We start from the raw sequence: 20,032 nt of genomic DNA on the forward strand, positions 1-20,032 counted from the left end.
CGGCCCTCGCTACCAGGAGAAGATTCAACATGAACCGATCGCTCTACATTGCCGCCACCGGCATGAATGCGCAGCAGGCGCAGATGGACGTGATCTCGAACAACCTCGCGAACACCAGCACGAACGGCTTCAAGGCGTCGCGCGCGGTGTTCGAGGATCTGCTGTACCAGACCATCCGCCAGCCGGGCGCGAACTCGACGCAGCAGACCGAGCTGCCGTCGGGCCTGCAGCTCGGCACCGGCGTGCAGCAGGTCGCGACCGAGCGCCTGTACACGCAGGGCGGCCTCACGCAGACCGGCAACTCGAAGGACGTCGCGATCAACGGCGCGGGCTTCTTCCAGGTGCTGATGCCGGACGGCACGAACGCGTACACGCGCGACGGCTCGTTCCAGACCAACGCGCAGGGCCAGCTCGTCACGTCGAGCGGCTACCAGATCCTGCCGGCGATCACGGTGCCGCAGAACGCGCAGTCGCTGACGATCGGCAAGGACGGCGTCGTGTCGGTCACGCAGCCGGGTTCCAGCAACGCGGTGCAGATCGGCTCGCTGCAGATCGCGACCTTCATCAACCCGGCCGGCCTCGAGGCGAAGGGCGAGAACCTGTTCGCCGAGACCACGTCGTCGGGCGCGCCGAACGTGTCGCAGCCGGGCCTGAACGGCGCGGGCGTGCTCAACCAGGGTTATGTCGAGGCGTCGAACGTGAACGTCGTGCAGGAGCTCGTCAACATGATTCAGACGCAGCGCGCGTACGAGATCAACAGCAAGGCCGTGACGACGTCCGACCAGATGCTGCAGACCGTCACGCAGATGAAGAGCTAACCGGAACGTCCCGTCGTCGCCATGAAGCAGGTTCGCCTCCTCCCGTCAGCCCCCGTCCGCGCCGCGTGCGCGGTCGCGGTGGCCGCGCTCGCCGGTTGCGCGCAAATTCCGCGCGACCCGATCATCCAGCAGCCGATGACGGCGCAGCCGCCGATGCCGATGTCGATGCAGGCGCCCGGCTCGATCTACAACCCGGGCTACGCGGGCCGGCCGCTGTTCGAGGATCAGCGGCCGCGCAACGTCGGCGACATCCTGACGATCGTGATCGCGGAAAACATCAACGCGACCAAGTCGTCCGGCGCGAACACCAACCGGCAGGGCAACACCGACTTCAGCGTGCCGACGGCCGCGTTCCTCGGCGGGCTGTTCGCGAAGGCGAACCTGTCGGCGGCCGGCAACAACAAGTTCGCGGCGACGGGCGGCGCCAGCGCGGCGAACACGTTCAACGGCACGATCACGGTGACCGTCACCAACGTGCTGCCGAACGGCAACCTCGTCGTCAGCGGCGAGAAGCAGATGCTGATCAACCAGGGCAACGAATTCGTGCGGTTCTCCGGCGTCGTCAACCCGAACACGATCTCGGGCGCGAACTCGGTCTACTCGACACAGGTGGCCGACGCGCGGATCGAATACTCGGCGAAGGGCTACATCAACGAAGCCGAGACGATGGGCTGGCTGCAGCGCTTCTTCCTCAACATCGCACCGTGGTGATGACGATGCCGCAGCCTCTTGTTCACCGCCTTTCGTCCCGTGCGACCCGTGCGTTCGGCGCGCTTGCCGCCGCGTTCGCGCTGGCGGCGTGCGCGCTCGGCGCGGTGCCCGCGCATGCGGAGCGCCTGAAGGACCTCGCGCAGATCCAGGGCGTGCGCGACAACCCGCTGATCGGCTATGGCCTCGTCGTCGGGCTCGACGGCACGGGCGACCAGACGATGCAGACGCCGTTTACGACGCAGACGCTCGCGAACATGCTCGCGAACCTCGGCATCTCGATCAACAACGGTTCGGCCAACGGCGGCCCGTCGTCGCTGAACAACATGCAGCTGAAGAACGTCGCGGCCGTGATGGTGACCAGCACGCTGCCGCCGTTCGCGCGGCCGGGCGAGGCGCTCGACGTGACCGTGTCGTCGCTCGGCAACGCGAAGAGCCTGCGCGGCGGCACGCTGCTGCTCACGCCGCTGAAGGGCGCGGACGGACAGGTGTATGCGCTCGCGCAGGGCAACATGGCGGTCGGCGGCGCGGGGGCGAGCGCGAACGGCAGCCGCGTGCAGGTGAACCAGCTCGCGGCCGGCCGGATCGCCGGCGGCGCGATCGTCGAGCGCTCGGTGCCGAACGCGATCGCGCAGATGAACGGCGTGCTGCAGCTGCAGCTGAACGACATGGACTACGGCACCGCGCAGCGGATCGTGTCGGCGGTCAACGCGAGCTTCGGCCCGGGCACCGCGACGGCGCTCGACGGCCGCACGATCCAGCTCGCCGCGCCGGCGGATTCCGCGCAGCAGGTCGCGTTCATGGCGCGCCTGCAGAACCTCGACGTGAGCCCGGACAAGGCCGCCGCGAAGGTGATCCTGAACGCGCGCACCGGCTCGATCGTGATGAACCAGATGGTCACGCTGCAAAGCTGCGCGGTCGCGCACGGCAATCTGTCGGTGGTCGTCAACACGCAACCGGTGGTGTCGCAGCCGGGGCCGTTCTCGAACGGGCAGACGGTGGTCGCGCAGCAGTCGCAAATCCAGCTGAAGCAGGACAACGGGGCGCTCAGGATGGTGACGGCCGGCGCGAACCTCGCCGACGTCGTGAAGGCGCTGAACACGCTCGGCGCGACGCCGGCGGACCTGATGTCGATCCTGCAGGCGATGAAGGCCGCCGGCGCGCTGCGCGCGGACCTGGAGATCATCTAAATGGCAACCAACCTCCCGAACGCGAACGACCTCACGCAGCGCTTTGCGCTCGACGTGCAGGGTTTCGACGCGCTGCGCGCGCAGGCGAAGCAGTCGCCGCAGGCCGGCGCCAAGGCGGTGGCCGGCCAGTTCGACGCGATGTTCACGCAGATGATGCTCAAGAGCATGCGCGACGCGACGCCCGACGGCGGGCTGCTCGATTCGCACACGTCGAAGATGTACACGTCGATGCTCGACCAGCAGCTCGCGCAGCAGATGTCGAAGCGCGGGATCGGCGTCGCCGACGCGTTGATGAAGCAACTGCTGCGCAACGCGGGGCAGGGCTCGGGCGACGACACGGCGGCCGACGCCGGCGCGGCCGGGCTCGGGGCGGCGGGCTTCGGCGCGGCCGGCAACGAAGGCAGCCTCGCCGCGATGAACGCGATGGCGAAGGCCTACGCGAACGCGTCGAACAACGGCGGGCTCGCCGGCTCGCGCGGCTATACCGCCGGCAGCGCGCTGACGCCGCCGGTCAAGGGCGCGAGCGGCGTGCAGGACGCCGACGCGTTCGTCGACCGGCTCGCCGGCGCGGCGCAGACGGCGAGCGCGACCACCGGGATCCCGGCGCGCTTCATCGTCGGCCAGGCCGCGCTGGAATCGGGCTGGGGCAAGCGCGAGATCCGCGCGAGCGACGGCTCGACGAGCTACAACGTGTTCGGCATCAAGGCGAACAAGGGCTGGACGGGCCGCACGGTGTCGGCGCTGACGACCGAATACGTGAACGGCACGCCGCGCCGCGTCGTCGCGAAGTTCCGCGCGTATGATTCGTACGAGCACGCGATGACCGATTACGCGAACCTGCTCAAGAACAACCCGCGCTACGCGGGCGTGCTGAGCGCGAGCCGCAGCGTCGAGGGCTTTGCGCACGGAATGCAGAAGGCCGGTTACGCGACCGACCCGAATTACGCGAAGAAGCTGATCTCGATCATGCAGCAGATCGGCTGACGGGCCCGCCCGTCGTCGTCGCCTGCTGTCGTCTTTCGGACCGCGCCCGGCTCCCGCCGCGCGCGGTTTCAACGTTTGCGCGAAAAAAATCGGCGATTCGATCTAAACTTTCGGTGAGCACTGCCGCTAAGTGTGTGAGACCGCAACCGGGCCCTTGTTCTGGCCCGGTTTTATTGCGCACCGGTTGCCCCGGGCGCCCATGACAAGAAACCGGCTAGCCATGACTATCGAAACGTCGTCCGATCCGAGCCTGGATGCGGGCCATTCCGGGCCCGACTATGCCCGCCGCAATCCGCTGGAGATCGGCGTGCAGTTGCGCAACCTCGTGAACCGCGGCGACTTCCTGACCGTCCAGTATCCGGGCGGCCAGCTCGTCACGCGCCTGCTCGAGGTCGACGTCGGCGCGCGCACGTTCACGTTCGACTGGGGTGCGCTGTCCGAGCAGAACGCCGGCATCCTGGGCGCGTCGCACTGCACGTTCGCGGCGGCGCCGGAGGGCGTGCGCGTCGAATTCACCACCCGCACGCCGCGCGAGACGCGCTACGAGGGGCTGCCCGCGTTCGTCGCCGATTTCCCCGACGTGCTGATGTGCATCCAGCGCCGCGAGTATTTCCGCGTCGACGCGCCGGTCATCGATCCGTTCCTGTGCCGCGGCAAGCTGCCGGACGGCGACAGCTTCGTGTTCGAGGTGCATAACCTGTCGCTCGGCGGCGTCGGGCTGCGCACGGCCGACGAACGCGTCGAGGCGCTCGAGGTCGGCACGCTGCTGCCGGGCGTCGAGCTCGAACTGACCGGCCACGGCAAGCTGGCGCTCGACCTGTGCCTCGTGTCGCAGCGTTCGACGCAGATGCCGAACGGCTCGCGGCGCTTCCAGCTCGGCTTTCGCTTCATGTCGCTGCCTGGCAGCGCGGAGAACACGCTGCAGCGCCTGATCACGCAGCTCGAGATGAAGCGCCGCTCGCTCGCGCGGGCCTGACGCACCCGCTACACCGCCCTCGCGGCTCCCTCGCGGCTCCATTCTGGGCCGGCTTTCGAACCGGCTCGTGCCGGTTCGCCCCGGCGCCGGCACCGCTCGCCGGGGCCGCCGACGCGCGACGCGCCAGTCGGCGCCGCACGCGCATTTTTTCCTCAATTTTTCCGATCCGCGGCCGTTATACCGGGAGTCACGCAACCCGGCGGCCGCAGCGCGGCCGGCTCATCAGGATCGCGCATGTCCAACACACTCATGAACCTCGGTGTCAGCGGCCTCAATGCCGCGCTCTGGGGCCTCACGACGACCGGCCAGAACATCAGCAACGCCGCGACGCCCGGCTATTCGGTCGAGCGCCCCGTCTATGCCGAGGCGAGCGGCCAGTACACGTCGAGCGGCTACATGCCGCAGGGCGTGAACACCGTCACCGTGCAGCGGCAGTACAGCCAGTATCTGAGCGACCAGCTGAACAGCGCACAGTCGCAGGGCGGCGCGCTGTCGACGTGGTATTCGCTCGTCACGCAGCTGAACAACTACGTCGGCAGCCCGACGGCCGGCATCTCGACCGCGATCACCAGCTATTTCACCGGGCTGCAGAACGTCGCGAACAATGCGTCCGACGCGTCGGTGCGGCAGACGGCGATGAGCAACGCGCAGACGCTCGCGAACCAGCTCACCGCGGCCGGCCAGCAGTACGACGCGCTGCGCCAGAGCGTCAACACGCAGCTCACCAGCACCGTGTCGCAGATCAACTCGTACACCGCGCAGATCGCGCAGCTGAACCAGCAGATCGCCGCGGCGAGCAGCCAGGGGCAGCCGCCGAACCAGCTGATGGACCAGCGCGACCTCGCGGTGTCGAACCTGTCGAACCTCGCCGGCGTGCAGGTGGTGCGCAACGACAGCGGTTACAGCGTGTTCCTCGCGGGCGGCCAGCCGCTCGTGGTTGCCGACAAGCGCTACCAGCTCGCGACCGTCACGTCGTCGTCCGATCCGAGCGAGCTGACCGTCGTGTCGCAGGGCATCGCCGGCGCAACGCCGCAGGCCCCGAACGAGGCGCTGCCGGATGCGTCGCTGTCGGGCGGCACGCTCGGCGGCCTGCTGGCGTTCCGCAGACAGACGCTCGATCCGGCCGAGGCGCAGCTGGGCGCGATCGCGACCAGCTTTGCCGCGCAGGTCAACGCGCAGAACGCGCTGGGCCTCGACCTGTCGGGCAACCCGGGCGGCAACCTGTTCAGCACCGGCACGCCGACCGTCTATGCGAACCAGGGCAACACCGGCAACGCAACGCTGTCCGTGTCGTTCGCGAACGCGTCGCAGCCGACGACGAGCGACTACACGCTGTCGTACGACGGCACGAACTACACGCTGACCGATCGCGCGAGCGGTGTGGTGGTCGACCAGAAGGCCGGCCCGATGCCGGTGTCGCTCGGCGGCCTGGATTTCTCGGTGCCGTCCGGCACGATGCAGGCCGGCGACCAGTTCACCGTGCTGCCGACGCGCGGCGCGCTGAACGGCTTCGGTCTCGCGACCTCGGCCGGCTCGGCGATCGCGGCGGCGTCGCCGTACGTGAGCTCGGTCAGCACGACGAACACCGGCACCGGCACGATCGGTTCGCTGTCGGTCACCAGCGCAACGGCCGCGGCCAACACGCACAACTACACGATCACGATGGGCGGCACGTCGGCCGCGCCGACCTACACGGTCACCGACAACACGGCCGTGCCGCCGACCACGTCGGCCGCGCAGCCGTTCCAGGCGGGTGCGCCGATCACGCTGACGGCCGGCGTCACGGTGGCGGTGTCGGGCGCGCCGGCGGTGGGCGACACGTTCACGGTCGCGCCGAACACGGGCGGCACGAACGACGGCAGCAACGCGCTCGCGCTGGCGCAGCTCGTCAATTCGAAGTCGTTCGGCAACGGCTCGACCACGCTGACCGGCGCGTACGCGAACTACGTGAACAGCATCGGCAACACGACGAGCCAGCTCAAGTCGTCGAGCGCCGCGCAGACGTCGCTCGTCGGCCAGATCACGTCCGCGCAGCAGTCGGCGTCGGGCGTGAACCAGAACGAGGAAGCGGCCAACCTGATGCAGTATCAGCAGCTGTACCAGGCGAATGCGAAGGTGATCCAGACGGCGTCGACGCTGTTCCAGACCGTGCTTGGCCTGTTCAACTGATTTCGGGGATCGGAGCGATGCGGATTTCCACCACCCAGTTCTACCAGCTCAACGTCGCACAGATGAGCGACCAGCAGGCGCAGCTTTCGCAGCTGTATCAGCAGATTTCGAGCGGCGTGAGCCTGTCGACCCCGGCCGACAACCCGCTCGGCGCGGCGCAGGCCGTGCAGCTGTCGATGACGTCGGCGACGCTGTCGCAGTACGCGTCGAACCAGAACACCGCGCTGTCGTCGCTGCAGAAGGAAGACCAGACGCTCACGAGCGTCAACAACCTGCTGAACAGCATCCATACGGTCGTGATCCAGGCCGGCGACGGCTCGCTGTCCGACAGCGATCGCTCGGCGCTGTCGACGCAGCTGCAGGGCTATCGCAACCAGTTGCTGACGCTCGCGAACTCGACGGACGGCGCCGGTAACTACCTGTTCTCGGGGTTCCAGTCGGCCACGGCGCCGTTCGCGAACGCGCCGGGCGGCGGTGTCACCTACAGCGGCGACTCGGGCTCGCGCGACGTGCAGATCGCCGATTCGCGCGCGATTGCGCAGGGCGACAACGGCGCGAGCGTGTTCCAGTCGGTGCCGATGCTCGGCAGCCAGCCGGTGCCGCTCGCCGGCAGCGGCAACACCGGCACGGCGACGATCGGCTCGGTGTCGATCACGAGCCCGTCGGCCGCGACCAACACGCACCAGTTCACGATCACGTTCGGCGGCACGCCGGCCGCGCCGACCTATACGGTGACCGACAATACCGTCGCCCCGCCGACCACGACCGCCGCGCAGCCGTATTCCGCCGGCGCGGGAATCGCGCTCGGCAACGGCCTGTCGGTGCCGGTGTCGGGGACGCCCGCCAGCGGCGACACGTTCACGGTCACGCCCGCGCCGAAGGCCGGCACCGACGTGTTCCAGACGCTCGACACGATGATCGCCGCGCTGAAGGTGCCGATCAGCACCAATACGGCAGCCGCGGCCGCGCTCACGAACGCGATGACCACCGGCACGACCAAGCTGAACAACACGATGACGAACATTCTCACCGTGCAGGCGTCGGTCGGCGGGCGCGAGCAGGAAATCAAGGCGATGCAGACCGTGAACCAGACCAACACGCTGCAGATCACCAGCAACCTGGCGGACCTCACCAGCACCGACATGGTGTCGACGATCAGCCAGTTCCTGCAGATGCAGAATGCGCTGTCCGGCGCGCAGAAAGCCTACGCGCAGTTGCAGAACATGTCGCTGTTCCAGTACATCAATCCGTGATGTCCGCGGCGCGCTGTGCGATGTGAGCGCCTGCTTACATTGTGCGGCGCGCCGGCCGGCCGCCGTCGGCCACGGGCGGTGATGGTCGGCGATTGTTGGCGATGGTCGGCGATTGTCGGCCACTGGCGACCTTCGCCGGCGCGACCCTGCCGCCGGATGTCCCGGAGCCCGTCCCGCGGGTACGGCCGTCGCCCCGGCGGTTCGCGCTTGCCGCGCCGCTCGCCGTCCTGCTTGCCAGCCCCATTTCCGCTCCGTAAACTCGCGCCAGATTCCAGACCGGCGCACTGTCCGCAGCCGGCGTTCGACAGGAGCCCTTTTCCCCCATGTCCGATTCCTACTTCCCGCGCTGGCGGGTGCAATCGACCGGCGCCGCGCGCGTGGTCGGCCCCGACGAACGCCTGGCGTGGCCGCAGATGGTCGCGATGGGCGTGCAGCACGTCGTCGCGATGTTCGGCTCGACCGTGCTCGCGCCGCTGCTGATGGGCTTCGACCCGAACCTGTGCATCTTCATGTCGGGCATCGGCACGCTGCTGTTCTTCGTGCTGGTCGGCGGCCGCGTGCCGAGCTACCTCGGCTCGAGCTTCGCCTTCATCGGCCTGGTGATCGCGGTGACCGGCTACGGCGGCAGCGGTCCGAACCCGAACATCCCGGTCGCGCTCGGCGGGATCATCGCGTGCGGCGTCGTGTACGCCGCGCTCGGCGCGCTGGTGCAGGCGATCGGCACGCGCTGGATCGAGACGCTGATGCCGCCCGTCGTCACCGGCGCGGTCGTCGCGGTGATCGGGCTGAACCTCGCGCCGATCGCGGTCAAGGGCGTGTCGGCGTCGACCTTCGATTCGGTGATGGCGCTCGTCACCGTGCTGTGCGTCGGCGGCGTCGCGGTATTCTCGCGCGGGATGATGCAGCGCCTGCTGATCCTGGTCGGGCTCGTGATCGCGTACGTGATCTACGCGATCGCGACCAACGGGATGGGCCTCGGCAAGCCGGTCGATTTCGCGATCGTCGCGCATGCCGCGTGGTTCGGCGTGCCGAGCTTCCGTGCGCCGGTCTTCGATCCGCACGCGATGCTGATGCTCGCGCCGGTCGCGGTGATCCTGGTCGCGGAGAACCTCGGCCACATCAAGGCCGTCAGCGCGATGACGGGCACCAACCTCGACCGCTACGTCGGCCGCGCGTTCATCGGCGACGGGCTCGCGACGATCGTGTCGGGCAGCGTCGGCGGCACCGGCGTGACCACCTACGCGGAGAACATCGGCGTGATGGCCGTCACGCGGATCTATTCGACGCTGGTATTCGCGATCGCCGCGCTGATCGCGATCGGGCTGGGTTTCTCGCCGAAGTTCGGCGCGGTGATCCAGACGATTCCCGGCCCGGTGCTCGGCGGCGTGTCGATCGTCGTGTTCGGCCTGATCGCGGTGACGGGCGCGCGGATCTGGGTCGTCAACAAGGTCGATTTCTCCGACAACCGCAACCTGATCGTCGCGGCCGTCACGCTGGTGCTCGGCGCGGGCGACTTCTCGCTGAAGTTCGGTGGCTTCGGGCTCGGCGGGATCGGCACCGCGACGTTCGGCGCGATCATCCTGTACGCGATCCTGCGCAAGGAAAAGGAACCGGGCCCGGTGGTCTGACCCGATCCGGCTCGTGCGGGCGGTGCAACGCCGCCCGTCGTCGTGCGCGCGCGTCGGTGTTCGAGCGTTACCCGCCGGTATTCGACTGCGCCTGCAGCCACGCGCAGAACTGCGCGACGAGCGGATCGTCGGCCGGCGCGCCTGGCGCGATCCACCAGTAGCTGCGCGTCGCGATGCGCGGCCCGTCGAGCGGCATCACCAGGCGGGCGCTCGCGAGTTCGTCGTCGATCAGCGGCAGCGGGCCGAGCGCGACACCCAGCCCGTCGACGGCCGCTTGCAGCGCCAGGTAGAAGTGGTCGAACGACTGCCGCTTGCGCCCCTTCATCGTCACGCCGGCCGCCGCGAACCAGTCGCGCCAGCCTTCCGGCCGCGTATCCGAATGCAGCAGCACGTGCCGCGCGAGATCGTCCGCACGGGCGATCGGCGCGCGCTTGAGCAGCGCGGGGCTGCAGACCGGAATCACGCTTTCGTCGAGGAAGTGGCCGCTCGTGCAATTCGGCCAGTGGCCGGGCCCGCGGCGGATCGCGACGTCGAAGCCGTCGAGCGAGTCGAGCGGCGCGTTCGACGTGGACAGCTTCAGTTCGACGTTCGGCACGTCGCGCTGGAACCGCGACAGGCGCGGCAGCAGCCATTTCATCGCGAAGGTCGGCAGCGCGTTGATGCGCAGCACGCGCGCGGCGCCCGTGTTGCGCAGCTGCTCGGTGGCGAGCGCGATGCTGTCGAACGCGGCGCGCACCGTGTCGAGATAGCGGCGGCCTTCGTCGGTGAGCTTCACGCGCTTGCCGTAGCGGTGGAACACCGGCTTGCCGAGCCACGCCTCGAATCCGGCGATCTGCCGGCTGATGGCACCGTGAGTCACATGCAGCTCGTCGCCGGCGGCGCTGAAGCTTTCATGTCGTGCCGCTGCTTCAAAGGCCCGAAGCGCGGAGAAGGGCGGGAGGTCGCGTGCCATGCTTGTGATTCTAGATCACAAGGGCGCGCCAATAAAATCGTTTTGCCGGCCGTTTGAACGGCGGTAACCTCGGGGTACCGTTTGATGAGGAGCCCCATGCAATCCGTTTCTCCGCCGCCTGCCGCGCCCCTGCGCAGGATCGGCCTCGCCGAGCTGTTCGCCGGCTTCCTGTCGCTTGGCCTGATGTCGTTCGGCGGCGCGCTGCCGTTCGCGCGGCGCACGATCGTCGACGAGCGCAAATGGCTGTCCGCCGACGAATTCACCGATCTGCTGGGCCTCTGCCAGTTCCTGCCGGGCGGCAACGTGATCAACCTGTCGGTGGCCGTCGGCATGCGCTTTCGCGGCGTCGCGGGCGCGTTTGCCGGCATTCTCGGGCTGATCGCGGGCCCGACGCTCGTGGTCGTCGCGCTCGGCGTGCTGTATGCGAAGACGCAGGGCGATCCGCGCGTGCAGCACCTGTTCGGCGGGCTCGCGGCCGCGGCCGCGGGCCTGCTCGTCGCGATGGCCGTGAAGGTCGCGAAGCCGCTGCTGCGGGCGCCGCGGACGGCGGCCTTGATTGCCGCGCTCGCGTTCGTCGCGATCGCGGTGCTGCGCATGCCGCTGCTGAGCACGATGCTGGTGCTGACGCCGGTGAGCATCTGGCTCGCGTCGCGGCGCCGTGACGTGCCGGCACCGCGGCACCCGGCCGCACGCGATGGAGGCCGGTCATGAACGACACGCTGATCGCCATCGCGACCATCTTCAGCCAGCTGTCGCTGCTCGCCTTCGGCGGCGGCAACACGATCCTGCCGGAGATGCAGCGGCAGGTCGTCGACGTGCATCACTGGATGAGCGCGCACGAGTTCACCGCGCTGTTCGCGCTCGCGCAGGCGGCGCCGGGGCCGAACATGATGATCGTGCCGCTGGTCGGCTGGCACGTGGCCGGCTGGGCCGGGCTGCTCGTCGCGTCGATCGCGAAATTCGGGCCGTCGTCGGTCGTCACGGTGCTCGCGCTGCATGCGTGGGAGCGCTTTCGCGACCGGCCGTGGCGCCGCTACGTGCAGCAGGGGCTGATGCCGGTCACGGCCGGGCTCGTCGCGGCCAGCGCGGTGCTGATCTCGGAAGCGTCGAACCGCACCGCGATCCAGTGGGGCATCACCGCCGCGTGCGCGGTGCTCGCGTGGCGCACGCGCATCCATCCACTGTGGCTGCTCGCGGCCGGTGCGCTGGTCGGGCTGACCGGCATCGGTCAGTGAGCGGGCGCCCGCGCGCGGCGGCCGCTCGATGCCCGCCCGCGCCGGGACGATAGCGAACGCTACGGCGACGCCGGCGGGTCGCTGTTCACGAGGCCGAGCAGCCGGCCGCGTTCGCCGCCGACGTCGTCCGTCGCCGCCGGCCAGTCCATCACGTAACCGGCTTCGAGCGCATCGCGCATGATCGCGTCGTAGTCCGCCTTGCCGAGCCGGTCGTGGCCGCGCAACGCATCGGCCACCTCGTGCTTCAGCTTCGGCGTGAACGACGGATAGGCCGCCACCAGCGCCGCATACTGGCGCGCATCGATTTCGCCCGATTCGCGGTTGAACGCCCAGACGGCCACCAGCGCGATCGCGACGAACGGGATCACGGTGTAGCGCAGGAAGAACTTCGCGGGTGTCATGGCATTCGCTGGCGGTTGAGAGGGCGCGGCGGGGCGAGGCGAAGCCGCGGGTGGTCGCTGCGGGTGGCGGGTGAAGCCGCCGGCGTAGCGGTCGGGGCCGTCGCCGGCGCGGTGGCCGGCGCAGTGGCCGGCGCGGTGGCCGGTATACTCGGCCGGTCTTTCGTCCCGGCAATCCGCGACGGCGGTGCGTGCCGGCACGCGCGCGCTCGACGCCGAACATTATATTGGCGCGGCACGCGCGCCTGCGCCGCGGCCGCGGGGAAGCCGCGGCGTCCGGCGCTCGCCGGAACCGATGAATTTCGTGCCGCCCGTCGCCCGCCTTGTGCGGCCGGGCGGCGCGCCACACGGGAGGATCGATGGATCTCGACGGCGCCAGCCGCAATCTCACTGTCGCCGCGCTGCTGACGCTGTCCGGCGGCTACCTCGACGCGTACACCTACGTCGGCCACGGCCACGTGTTCGCGAACACGATGACCGGCAACGTCGCGCTGCTCGGCATCAACCTGTCGGCCGGCGAATGGGCGGCCGCGCTGCATCACGTGCCGCCGCTCGGCGGCTTCGTGGTCGCGGTGTTCGTCGCGCACCTGCTCGGTCTCGCCGCGCGGCGCGGCTGGATGCGGCACACCGCGTTCGCGAGCCTGATCGTCGAGATCGTGTTTCTCGGCGTCGCCGCGAGCGGGGTGGTCGGCGCGTCGAGCGCCTGGCTGATTCCCGGCATCTCGTTCGTCGCGACGCTGCAGACGCTGTCGTTCACCCATCTCGAGGAACTGTCGTACACGTCGGTGATGACGACCGGCAACCTGCGGCGCGCCGCGCAGAAGCTGTTCGTCGGGCTGATTCCGCGCTACGACGCGGGTGCGCTGCACGATTCGGCGCTGCTCGCGACGATCAGCTTCTGCTTCCTGGCCGGCGCGGTGGCGGGCGGCTTCGTGACGCGGCTCGTGCCCGAAGTCGCGCTGTGGGGCGCGGTGCTGCTGCTCGTCGGCGCGTTCGCGGAGATCGTGCGGCGGGCGCGGCAGCGGCGCGCCGGCGGTGGCGGTGGCGGTGGCGGTGGTGGCACGGGCAGCACGGGCAGCACGGGCAGCAACGGCAGCGACGGCAGCAACCCCGACGGCGGGACGCCACGGCCGGCGTGATGGCGTGAGCACGGCCGCCGCCGCGCGGCCTGCCGGCTCTCCCGCCAGACGGAATCGCCGAATTCCCGAAGCACCGCCCCGCACGACACGCAAACGCAAGTCGGGTGTCCTGACCGCATCCAATACCGCCGATCGACATCACCGCCGACCTTCTCCGGCCCGTTCCGCTTCCACCGGCCGCGCGACAACCTTCCTCGCCTGCTTCGCGCCGGATCCTTACAGCACCGGCGCCCGTTCAGCCCTCGTCGCGCCGCGCGTCGGCCCCGCGAGAGGCAAGCCCGGCGCGGGAAACGTTGTTGCCGGGCGACAATCGCGCGCTACCACGCATTTCCATTTCTTTCAGCGTGCGCACTCGTCTTATGATTCAGCCCACATCGCGGGCGCCATGAGCGTCCGCGATCGCCACCCGGTTGCGCACGCGGCCGGCCATGAATGGAGACACCTAAAAAAGGAAAGCTCATGAAGCAGACCACCCGACTCGCAGTCATCGCAGGGGGCGCGGCCCTGGCCTTCGCCAGCCAGTACGCAGCCGCACAAAGCTCGGTCACGCTCTGGGGCGTCGCCGACGCCAGCATCCGTTACCTGACCAACGCCAATGCCAAGAACGACGGCCTGCTGTCGATGACCAACGGCGCGATCACCAACAGCCGCTTCGGCATCTACGGCACGGAAGATCTCGGCAGTGGCCTGAAGGCGGTGTTCAACCTCGAAAGCGGCGTGAACCTGCAGAACGGCGCATTCGCCGACAGCGGCCGCCTGTTCAACCGCGCAGCGTACGTCGGCCTGCAGAGCCCGTACGGTACGGTGACCCTCGGCCGCCAGAAGACCCCGCTGTTCGACCTGCTGTCGGACACCTACGATCCGCTGACGGTCGGCAACTACCTCGAAAACGCGTGGCTGCCGGTCGCGCTGGGTGGCGGCCTGTATGCGGACAACCAGATCAAGTACACGGGCAAGTTCGCGGGCCTGACCGCGAAGGCGATGTATTCGACGGGCACCAACTACGAATCGACCGGTGCAGGCGGCTTCTCGGGCCAGATCCCGGGTTCGCTCGGCAAGGGCAATGCCTGGGGCGTGTCGGTGTCCTACGTGGCGGGCCCGCTCAGCATCGCGGCCGGCGCGCAGCAGAACAGCGACAACTCCGCACGCAAGCAGACGATCTACCACGCGAACGTCGTATACGCGTTCAGCAAGGCCAAGGTCTATGCGGGCTACCTGCGCTCGAAGGACGACACCGGTTTCGTCGACAGCCTGCTCGCGCAGCAGTCGATTCCGGTCGCGAAGGGCACGGGCCGGATCGACGACGGTCCGTTCGCGGGCGTGAGCTGGCAGGTCAGCACGCCGCTGACGCTGACGGGCGCGTTCTACTACGACCACATGCGCAACGCGATGACCGCGAACGGCACGCTCGCGAGCGGCAACCGCTACGCGATCGTCGGCATCGCCGAATACGCGCTGAGCAAGCGCACGGAAGTCTACGGCACCGTCGACTTCAACAAGACGAACGGCGCGGCGAACGTCGAGCTGCCGGGCCGCAGCAACCAGACCGGCATCGCGATCGGCCTGCGCAATATCTTCTGACGAACGTCGGAACGCATGCGCCGGCGCCGCTCGGCGCGCATCGAAGAGGCTCCCGCGGGAGCCTCTTTTTTTCGTCACGCGGCCTTCATGCGCGCGGACGACCATTCAGCGATTGCTCCATCGGGAAGGGCCCGGCCGTAAGGGTTCCGTCGGCATTCCAGAACATACTTTGACAGTGCGCGCGACGCGTTTCCACTACGCTGCGTGCATGGTCCGCCGTGTGCCCCGGCGCACGCGCGGGTGACGTTCCGGCGCGCGTTTTCGCGTGCGGCCGGCCTGGTGCGTAACTTGTGTATCCGGTGATGACAAACACGGTCTGCCGGTTTTTTTTCGTGGGACGATGCGCTCACGATTTTCTTCAAAGGGGATGACGATGGGTATCCTGAATACCGTGGGTGAAATCGCTGGCGCAGTGGCAGCCGTCGAAGGCGCGGAAAAGCTGGATCCGGATGCGGGCCTGCTGACCAAGGCCGCGGCAGCCGTCGCCGGCTTCAAGGGCGCCGAAGCGATCGAAGGCATGCTCGAGAAGAAGGAAGAGCAGCCGCAGCAGGCAGACGACACGCAGGCGACGGACGGCAGCGACACGTCGCAGGCCTGAGCATGGCGGCTGGTCCCGCCCGGGCGCGCCGTTCGTGCGCCCCGGGCGGACCGGTGCCGCGCAGCCGGCAGGTCGGGCATGTGGTCGATCGGTGACGCATGGCACACCCGGCAGCTGGTTTGACCGGCGAGAGGCAACGTCTCTCGCCGTTTTTTTTGGGGCGCGCGCCGCGCGGCGCCACGTCCCGCACGAATTCCGGAATCTTGCTATCGTGCCGTCATCCGAACTGCTGAACCACGATGAGGGCTTGCGATGGATTTCGACTACGACCTGTTCGTCATCGGGGCCGGCTCCGGCGGCGTGAGGCTCGCCCGGATGTCGGCGTCATACGGCGCGCGCGTCGGCATAGCGGAAGAGGAGCAGATCGGCGGCACCTGCGTGCTGCGCGGCTGCATCCCGAAGAAGCTGCTCGTCTACGCGTCGCACTATCCGCACGAGCTCGAGGACGCGAAGGGCTTCGGCTGGACCTTCGGCGCCGGCACGCTCGACTGGCCCGCGCTGATCGCCGCGAAGGACCGCGAGATCAACCGGCTCAGCGACATCTACATCAACCTGCTGAAGCAATCCGGCGTCGAGATGCACGCCGGCCGCGCGACGCTCGTCGACGCGCATACGGTCGCGATCGGCGAGCGCACGATCCGCGCACGCCACATCGCGATCGCCACCGGCTCGCGCCCGTCGCTGCCGCCGCGCCCCGGCATCGAGCATGCGATCACGTCGCGCGAGGCACTGTCGCTCGCAAAGCTGCCCGCACGCATCGCGGTGGTCGGCGGCGGTTATATCGCGGTCGAGTTCGCGGGTATCTTCAACGGCCTCGGCAGCCATGTCGACCTGTTCTATCGCGGCGACAGGATCCTGCGCGGCTTCGACGACGACGTGCGGCAATTCCTGAGCGACGAGATGACCAAGCAGGGTGTCGCGATCCATGCACGCGCGGTGGTCGAATCGATTGCGCGCGCCGACGACGGCACGCTGTCCGTGCGCGCCGGCGATGCGCAGCACGGCCCGTACGACGCGGTGCTCTATGCGACCGGCCGCGTGCCGAACGTCGAGGGACTCGGGCTCGAACAAGCGGGCGTGCTGCTCGACGCGCGCGGCGCGATCGCGGTCGATGCGTATTCGGCGACATCCGTTGCATCGATCCATGCGATCGGCGACGTGACGTCGCGGCCGCAGCTCACGCCGGTCGCGACGCGCGACGGCGCGCTGCTCGCGCGGACGCTGTTCGGCTGGTCACGCGTCGCGACCGATCACGATTACGTGCCGTCCGCCGTGTTCAGCCAGCCCGAGGTCGCGACGGTCGGCCTGACCGAGGCCGACGCGCGTCGCGTGCTCGGCGACGTCGACATCTACCGCACGTCGTTCAAGGCGCTGCGGCACACGCTGTCGGGCCGCGACGAGCGCACGCTGATGAAGCTGGTGGTCGCGCGCGACAGCCAGCGCGTGGTCGGCGCGCACATGGTCGGCCGCGACGCGGGCGAGATCGTCCAGGGCATCGCGATCGCGATTCGCGCGGGCGCGACGAAGGCGCAGTTCGACGACACGATCGGCATTCATCCGACCGCAGCCGAGGAGTTCGTGACGATGCGGCAGAAGGTGGCCGACTAGCCGTCACCGGCCAGCCGTCACCGGCGCGCCGGCTCGCGGGCCGGCGCGGGCACGATCGCACCGCGCCGCCGCGCATCGCGCTCAGTGCACGCCGAACGCATCGAGCAGCCGGTACCAGCTCATCGCGAGCACCAGCGCCGGCGTGCGCAGCGCCGCGCCGCCGGGGAAGTCGCGATGCCGGATCCGGCCGAACAGGTCGAAGCGGCTCGCCTGTCCGTCGATCGCCTCGGCGATCAGCTTGCCCGCGAGCGCCGTCGTGTTCACGCCATGCCCCGAGAAGCCCTGCGCGAAATACAGCGTCGGCGCGACCCGCCCGAAGTGCGGCGCGCGGTTCATCGTGATGTCGACGAAGCCGCCCCACGCGTAATCGACCTTGACGTCCGCGAGCTGCGGGAACGTCTTCAGCATGTCCTCGCGCATCGCGCCGGCCAGATCGCGCGGCGCCCGCGTCGAATAGCTGACCTTGCCGCCCCACACGAGCCGCGTGTCGGGCGCCGGCCGGAAATAGTCGAGCACGAAGCGGCTGTCGCAGACTGCCGCGCGCGCGGGCATCAGCGCGGCGGCGCGCGCCGCGCCGAGCGGCTCGGTCGCGATCACGTAGGTGCCGACCGGCATGATCTTCCTCGACAGCGCCGGTGCGAGCGTGCCGACGTACGTGTTGCACGCGAGCACGACGAAGCGCGCACGCACGTGGCCCTGATCGGTCTCGACGACGTGGCCGCCCGCGACGTCGCGCACGCGCGTCACGCAACTGTCCTCGTGGATGCGCACGCCGGCGTCGCGCGCCGCGCGCGCGAGGCCGAGTGTGTAGTTCAGCGGATGCAGGTGACCGCTGTCGGGGTCGTACAGGCCGCCTTGATAGCGCGCCGACTGCACGTAGTCGCCGAGTTCGCCGGCTTCGACGAAATGGAAGCGGTCGTAGCCGAAGCGCGTCGCGGCGTCGTCGCGCCAGCGCTTGAGCGCATCCGCGTCGCGCGCGGTGTTCGCGGCGGTCAGGTAGCCGGGCACGAACGCGCAGTCGATGTCGTGTTGCGCGATGCGCGACTTCACGAGCGCGAGCGTTTCGAGCCCCATGTCCCAGATCCGCTGCACGTCGCTGGCCGGCATGAAGCGGCCGAACGTATCGATGTCGCACGCGAAGCCGCCGATCAGTTGCCCGCCGTTGCGCCCGCTCGCCGCCCATCCGACCCGCGACGCTTCGAGCACGGTCACCGAATGGCCGCGCTCGGCGAGATTGAGCGCGGCGGACAAGCCGGTGAGCCCTGCGCCGATCACGCACACGTCGGCGTCGGTCGCGCCGGCGAGCGGCGCATGGCGGGTCGTATCGTTGGCAGTCGCCGCGTAGTACGACGCGACGTGCGGCTGGTTGGCGAAGGTCTGCATGGTCGGGAAATCAGGAGAGCGGAGAAAAGGGCTTCAGAACAGCTCGCGCACGCGGTGGTACAGCATCCCGAGTTCGAGCGCGGGCTGCCGCCACGCGTCGCCGCCGGGAAAGCGCCGGTGGCGCAACCGCGCGAACAGGTCGAACGCGCGCGAGTCGCCCGCGATCGCCGCGGCGATCGTGCGCCCGGCGATGCCGGTGAGTGCGACGCCGTGGCCGCTGAAGCCCTGCACGTAGTAGAAGTTCGGATCGAGCGCGCCGAAGTCCGGCGCGCGGTTGCGCGTGACGTCGACGAAGCCGCCCCACGCGTAGTCGACGCGCACGTCGGCGAGTTGCGGGAACACGCCGACCATCCGCCGCCAGATCGTTTCGGCGAGCGCGTCGGGCGCGGCGCCCGCGGAGTTCGCGCGGCCGCCGAACAGCATCCGGTGGTCGGCCGACAACCGGAAGTAGTCGAGGAAGACATTGTTGTCGCACACGGCTTCGCGCTGCGCGATCAGTGCGTCGGCGCGCGCGCGGCCGAGCGGCTCGGTCGCGATGATGTAAGACGCGATCGGCGCGATGCGCGCGGCGGTCGCGGCGGGCAGCACGCCGCCGGGGCCCGCGTTGCAGCACGACACGACGAAGCGGCAGCGCACTTCGCCCGACGGCGTGCGCACGATCGGTCGTTCCCCGCGCACCACGTCGAGCGCGGGGGTATGGGCGTATAGCGCGACGCCTTCGCGGCGCGCGGCAGCGGCGAGGCCGAGGCAATATTTGAGCGGATGCAGGTGGCCCGACAGCGGATCGTAGACGCCCGCCAGATAGCGGGGCGACGCGATGCGCGCGCGGATCGCGCCGGTGTCGAGCCACGACAGCGACGGATGGCCCCAGCGCGAGCGCGCGGCATCCATCCATGCGTGCAGGTCGTCGATGCGGCGCGGCTTCGTCGCGACCGTCAGGTAGCCGCGCGTGAAGTCGCAATCGATCCCGTAACGGGCGATCCGCTCGGCGATCAGCGCGACGCCGTCGAGCGACAGCGACCATGCGGCACGCGCACCGCCGGCGCCGAGCTGCTGCTCGATCACCTCGTCCTTCGCGAAGCCGGTAATCGCCTGGCCGCCGTTGCGACCCGATGCGCCCCAGCCGGGCCGCTGCGCGTCGATCACGGCGACCGACAGCCCGCGCGCACGGCAATCGAGCGCCGTCGACAGGCCCGCGAAGCCGGCGCCGATCACGCACACGTCGACGTCGATCGCGTCCTCCAGCACGGGAGCGTCGACCACCGGGCGCGTGGCGGTCGCTTCGTAGTACGAGTCGCGCGCGAGCGCATCGGCGCGGCGGGTGAAAGACTGCGTCATCGAACCGGCTCCCTCGAAAGCGGCCGGCGCCGGTGCGCGACGCACCGCCGTCCGGCCGGATGAAACGGTTCGGG

18 protein-coding genes are annotated in these 20,032 nt (G+C 69.4%); 14 read left to right on the forward strand and 4 right to left on the reverse strand.

Annotation, left to right across the window (positions count from 1 at the left end):
* Window positions 1–29: 29 nt before the first annotated feature.
* The 8 genes from flgG (at window position 30) to ACTJKF_RS14990 (ending at window position 9,726) form a co-directional block, all read left to right on the forward strand.
* Window positions 30–818 carry a flagellar basal-body rod protein FlgG gene (gene flgG / locus ACTJKF_RS14955; RefSeq protein WP_014895799.1) on the forward strand — a complete coding sequence of 263 codons (789 nt, stop codon included), beginning with the start codon at window positions 30–32 and terminating at the stop codon, window positions 816–818.
* 21 nt (window positions 819–839) lie between these two features.
* Window positions 840–1,529 (forward strand): flagellar basal body L-ring protein FlgH, encoded by a 690-nt coding sequence (gene flgH / locus ACTJKF_RS14960; protein ID WP_440624287.1) that lies wholly within the window; start codon window positions 840–842, stop codon window positions 1,527–1,529.
* 5 nt (window positions 1,530–1,534) lie between these two features.
* Complete coding sequence (locus ACTJKF_RS14965) at window positions 1,535–2,716, forward strand: flagellar basal body P-ring protein FlgI (protein WP_440624288.1); 1,182 nt, start codon at window positions 1,535–1,537, stop codon at window positions 2,714–2,716.
* Window positions 2,717–3,700, forward strand: coding sequence for a flagellar assembly peptidoglycan hydrolase FlgJ (gene flgJ, locus ACTJKF_RS14970; RefSeq protein ID WP_440624289.1), 984 nt, complete (start codon window positions 2,717–2,719; stop codon window positions 3,698–3,700).
* Between the two features lie 220 nt (window positions 3,701–3,920).
* The gene (locus ACTJKF_RS14975; RefSeq protein WP_440624290.1) at window positions 3,921–4,676 is read left to right on the forward strand and encodes a flagellar brake protein; all 756 of its coding nucleotides are present in this window, start codon (window positions 3,921–3,923) and stop codon (window positions 4,674–4,676) included.
* Between the two features lie 234 nt (window positions 4,677–4,910).
* Window positions 4,911–6,845, forward strand: a complete 1,935-nt coding sequence (gene flgK, locus ACTJKF_RS14980; RefSeq protein ID WP_440624291.1) for a flagellar hook-associated protein FlgK — start codon at window positions 4,911–4,913, stop codon at window positions 6,843–6,845.
* Between the two features lie 17 nt (window positions 6,846–6,862).
* Window positions 6,863–8,098: a flagellar hook-associated protein FlgL gene (flgL, locus tag ACTJKF_RS14985; protein ID WP_440624292.1), complete on the forward strand. Its 1,236-nt coding sequence runs from the start codon at window positions 6,863–6,865 to the stop codon at window positions 8,096–8,098.
* A 323-nt stretch (window positions 8,099–8,421) separates the two neighbouring features.
* Window positions 8,422–9,726 (forward strand): solute carrier family 23 protein, encoded by a 1,305-nt coding sequence (locus tag ACTJKF_RS14990; protein ID WP_440624293.1) that lies wholly within the window; start codon window positions 8,422–8,424, stop codon window positions 9,724–9,726.
* A gap of 67 nt (window positions 9,727–9,793) precedes the next feature.
* Here the strand turns inward: ACTJKF_RS14990 and ACTJKF_RS14995 are convergent, their stop codons facing one another.
* A complete protein-coding gene (locus tag ACTJKF_RS14995; RefSeq protein ID WP_440624294.1) occupies window positions 9,794–10,678 on the reverse strand; it encodes a transcriptional regulator GcvA in 885 nt (294 codons plus the stop codon).
* 96 nt (window positions 10,679–10,774) lie between these two features.
* Here ACTJKF_RS14995 and ACTJKF_RS15000 point away from each other — a divergent pair, with 96 nt between their 5' ends.
* The gene (locus ACTJKF_RS15000; protein ID WP_440624295.1) at window positions 10,775–11,389 is read left to right on the forward strand and encodes a chromate transporter; all 615 of its coding nucleotides are present in this window, start codon (window positions 10,775–10,777) and stop codon (window positions 11,387–11,389) included.
* Window positions 11,386–11,913: a chromate transporter gene (locus tag ACTJKF_RS15005; protein WP_440624296.1), complete on the forward strand. Its 528-nt coding sequence runs from the start codon at window positions 11,386–11,388 to the stop codon at window positions 11,911–11,913. The genes ACTJKF_RS15000 and ACTJKF_RS15005 overlap by 4 nt, the downstream gene beginning before the upstream one ends.
* A gap of 59 nt (window positions 11,914–11,972) precedes the next feature.
* Here ACTJKF_RS15005 and ACTJKF_RS15010 read toward each other — a convergent pair whose 3' ends face one another.
* Window positions 11,973–12,314, reverse strand: coding sequence for a hypothetical protein (locus tag ACTJKF_RS15010; protein ID WP_440624297.1), 342 nt, complete (start codon window positions 12,312–12,314; stop codon window positions 11,973–11,975).
* A gap of 356 nt (window positions 12,315–12,670) precedes the next feature.
* Between ACTJKF_RS15010 and ACTJKF_RS15015 the strand changes: the two genes are divergently transcribed.
* From ACTJKF_RS15015 to gor, 4 genes are all read left to right on the forward strand, one after another.
* Complete coding sequence (locus ACTJKF_RS15015) at window positions 12,671–13,450, forward strand: YoaK family protein (protein WP_440624298.1); 780 nt, start codon at window positions 12,671–12,673, stop codon at window positions 13,448–13,450.
* Between the two features lie 459 nt (window positions 13,451–13,909).
* The gene (locus ACTJKF_RS15020) at window positions 13,910–15,031 is read left to right on the forward strand and encodes a porin (RefSeq protein ID WP_440624299.1); all 1,122 of its coding nucleotides are present in this window, start codon (window positions 13,910–13,912) and stop codon (window positions 15,029–15,031) included.
* 373 nt (window positions 15,032–15,404) lie between these two features.
* Window positions 15,405–15,629, forward strand: coding sequence for a hypothetical protein (locus ACTJKF_RS15025; RefSeq protein WP_043185162.1), 225 nt, complete (start codon window positions 15,405–15,407; stop codon window positions 15,627–15,629).
* Between the two features lie 252 nt (window positions 15,630–15,881).
* Complete coding sequence (gene gor, locus ACTJKF_RS15030; RefSeq protein ID WP_440624300.1) at window positions 15,882–17,237, forward strand: glutathione-disulfide reductase; 1,356 nt, start codon at window positions 15,882–15,884, stop codon at window positions 17,235–17,237.
* A gap of 81 nt (window positions 17,238–17,318) precedes the next feature.
* On the opposite strand, the gene ACTJKF_RS15035 is transcribed toward gor, so the two are convergent.
* Both ACTJKF_RS15035 and ACTJKF_RS15040 read right to left on the reverse strand, forming a co-directional pair.
* Window positions 17,319–18,620 carry an NAD(P)/FAD-dependent oxidoreductase gene (locus ACTJKF_RS15035; RefSeq protein WP_440624301.1) on the reverse strand — a complete coding sequence of 434 codons (1,302 nt, stop codon included), beginning with the start codon at window positions 18,618–18,620 and terminating at the stop codon, window positions 17,319–17,321.
* Between the two features lie 33 nt (window positions 18,621–18,653).
* Window positions 18,654–19,958, reverse strand: coding sequence for an NAD(P)/FAD-dependent oxidoreductase (locus ACTJKF_RS15040; protein WP_440624302.1), 1,305 nt, complete (start codon window positions 19,956–19,958; stop codon window positions 18,654–18,656).
* Between the last annotated feature and the right edge of the window lie 74 nt (window positions 19,959–20,032).

The sequence above is a fragment of the Burkholderia sp. 22313 genome (assembly GCF_052045245.1).
In the GTDB taxonomy this organism is placed as follows: domain Bacteria; phylum Pseudomonadota; class Gammaproteobacteria; order Burkholderiales; family Burkholderiaceae; genus Burkholderia.

Bases quoted from the DNA above. Each gene is read 5' to 3' on its own strand.
- flgG (WP_014895799.1), top strand. From the start codon at position 30: ATGAACCGATCGCTCTACATTGCCGCCACCGGCATGAATGCGCAGCAG.
- flgH (WP_440624287.1), top strand. From the start codon at position 840: ATGAAGCAGGTTCGCCTCCTCCCGTCAGCCCCCGTCCGCGCCGCGTGC.
- ACTJKF_RS14965 (WP_440624288.1), top strand. From the start codon at position 1,535: ATGCCGCAGCCTCTTGTTCACCGCCTTTCGTCCCGTGCGACCCGTGCG.
- flgJ (WP_440624289.1), top strand. From the start codon at position 2,717: ATGGCAACCAACCTCCCGAACGCGAACGACCTCACGCAGCGCTTTGCG.
- ACTJKF_RS14975 (WP_440624290.1), top strand. From the start codon at position 3,921: ATGACTATCGAAACGTCGTCCGATCCGAGCCTGGATGCGGGCCATTCC.
- flgK (WP_440624291.1), top strand. From the start codon at position 4,911: ATGTCCAACACACTCATGAACCTCGGTGTCAGCGGCCTCAATGCCGCG.
- flgL (WP_440624292.1), top strand. From the start codon at position 6,863: ATGCGGATTTCCACCACCCAGTTCTACCAGCTCAACGTCGCACAGATG.
- ACTJKF_RS14990 (WP_440624293.1), top strand. From the start codon at position 8,422: ATGTCCGATTCCTACTTCCCGCGCTGGCGGGTGCAATCGACCGGCGCC.
- ACTJKF_RS14995 (WP_440624294.1), bottom strand. From the start codon at position 10,678: ATGGCACGCGACCTCCCGCCCTTCTCCGCGCTTCGGGCCTTTGAAGCA.
- ACTJKF_RS15000 (WP_440624295.1), top strand. From the start codon at position 10,775: ATGCAATCCGTTTCTCCGCCGCCTGCCGCGCCCCTGCGCAGGATCGGC.
- ACTJKF_RS15005 (WP_440624296.1), top strand. From the start codon at position 11,386: ATGAACGACACGCTGATCGCCATCGCGACCATCTTCAGCCAGCTGTCG.
- ACTJKF_RS15010 (WP_440624297.1), bottom strand. From the start codon at position 12,314: ATGACACCCGCGAAGTTCTTCCTGCGCTACACCGTGATCCCGTTCGTC.
- ACTJKF_RS15015 (WP_440624298.1), top strand. From the start codon at position 12,671: ATGGATCTCGACGGCGCCAGCCGCAATCTCACTGTCGCCGCGCTGCTG.
- ACTJKF_RS15020 (WP_440624299.1), top strand. From the start codon at position 13,910: ATGAAGCAGACCACCCGACTCGCAGTCATCGCAGGGGGCGCGGCCCTG.
- ACTJKF_RS15025 (WP_043185162.1), top strand. From the start codon at position 15,405: ATGGGTATCCTGAATACCGTGGGTGAAATCGCTGGCGCAGTGGCAGCC.
- gor (WP_440624300.1), top strand. From the start codon at position 15,882: ATGGATTTCGACTACGACCTGTTCGTCATCGGGGCCGGCTCCGGCGGC.
- ACTJKF_RS15035 (WP_440624301.1), bottom strand. From the start codon at position 18,620: ATGCAGACCTTCGCCAACCAGCCGCACGTCGCGTCGTACTACGCGGCG.
- ACTJKF_RS15040 (WP_440624302.1), bottom strand. From the start codon at position 19,958: ATGACGCAGTCTTTCACCCGCCGCGCCGATGCGCTCGCGCGCGACTCG.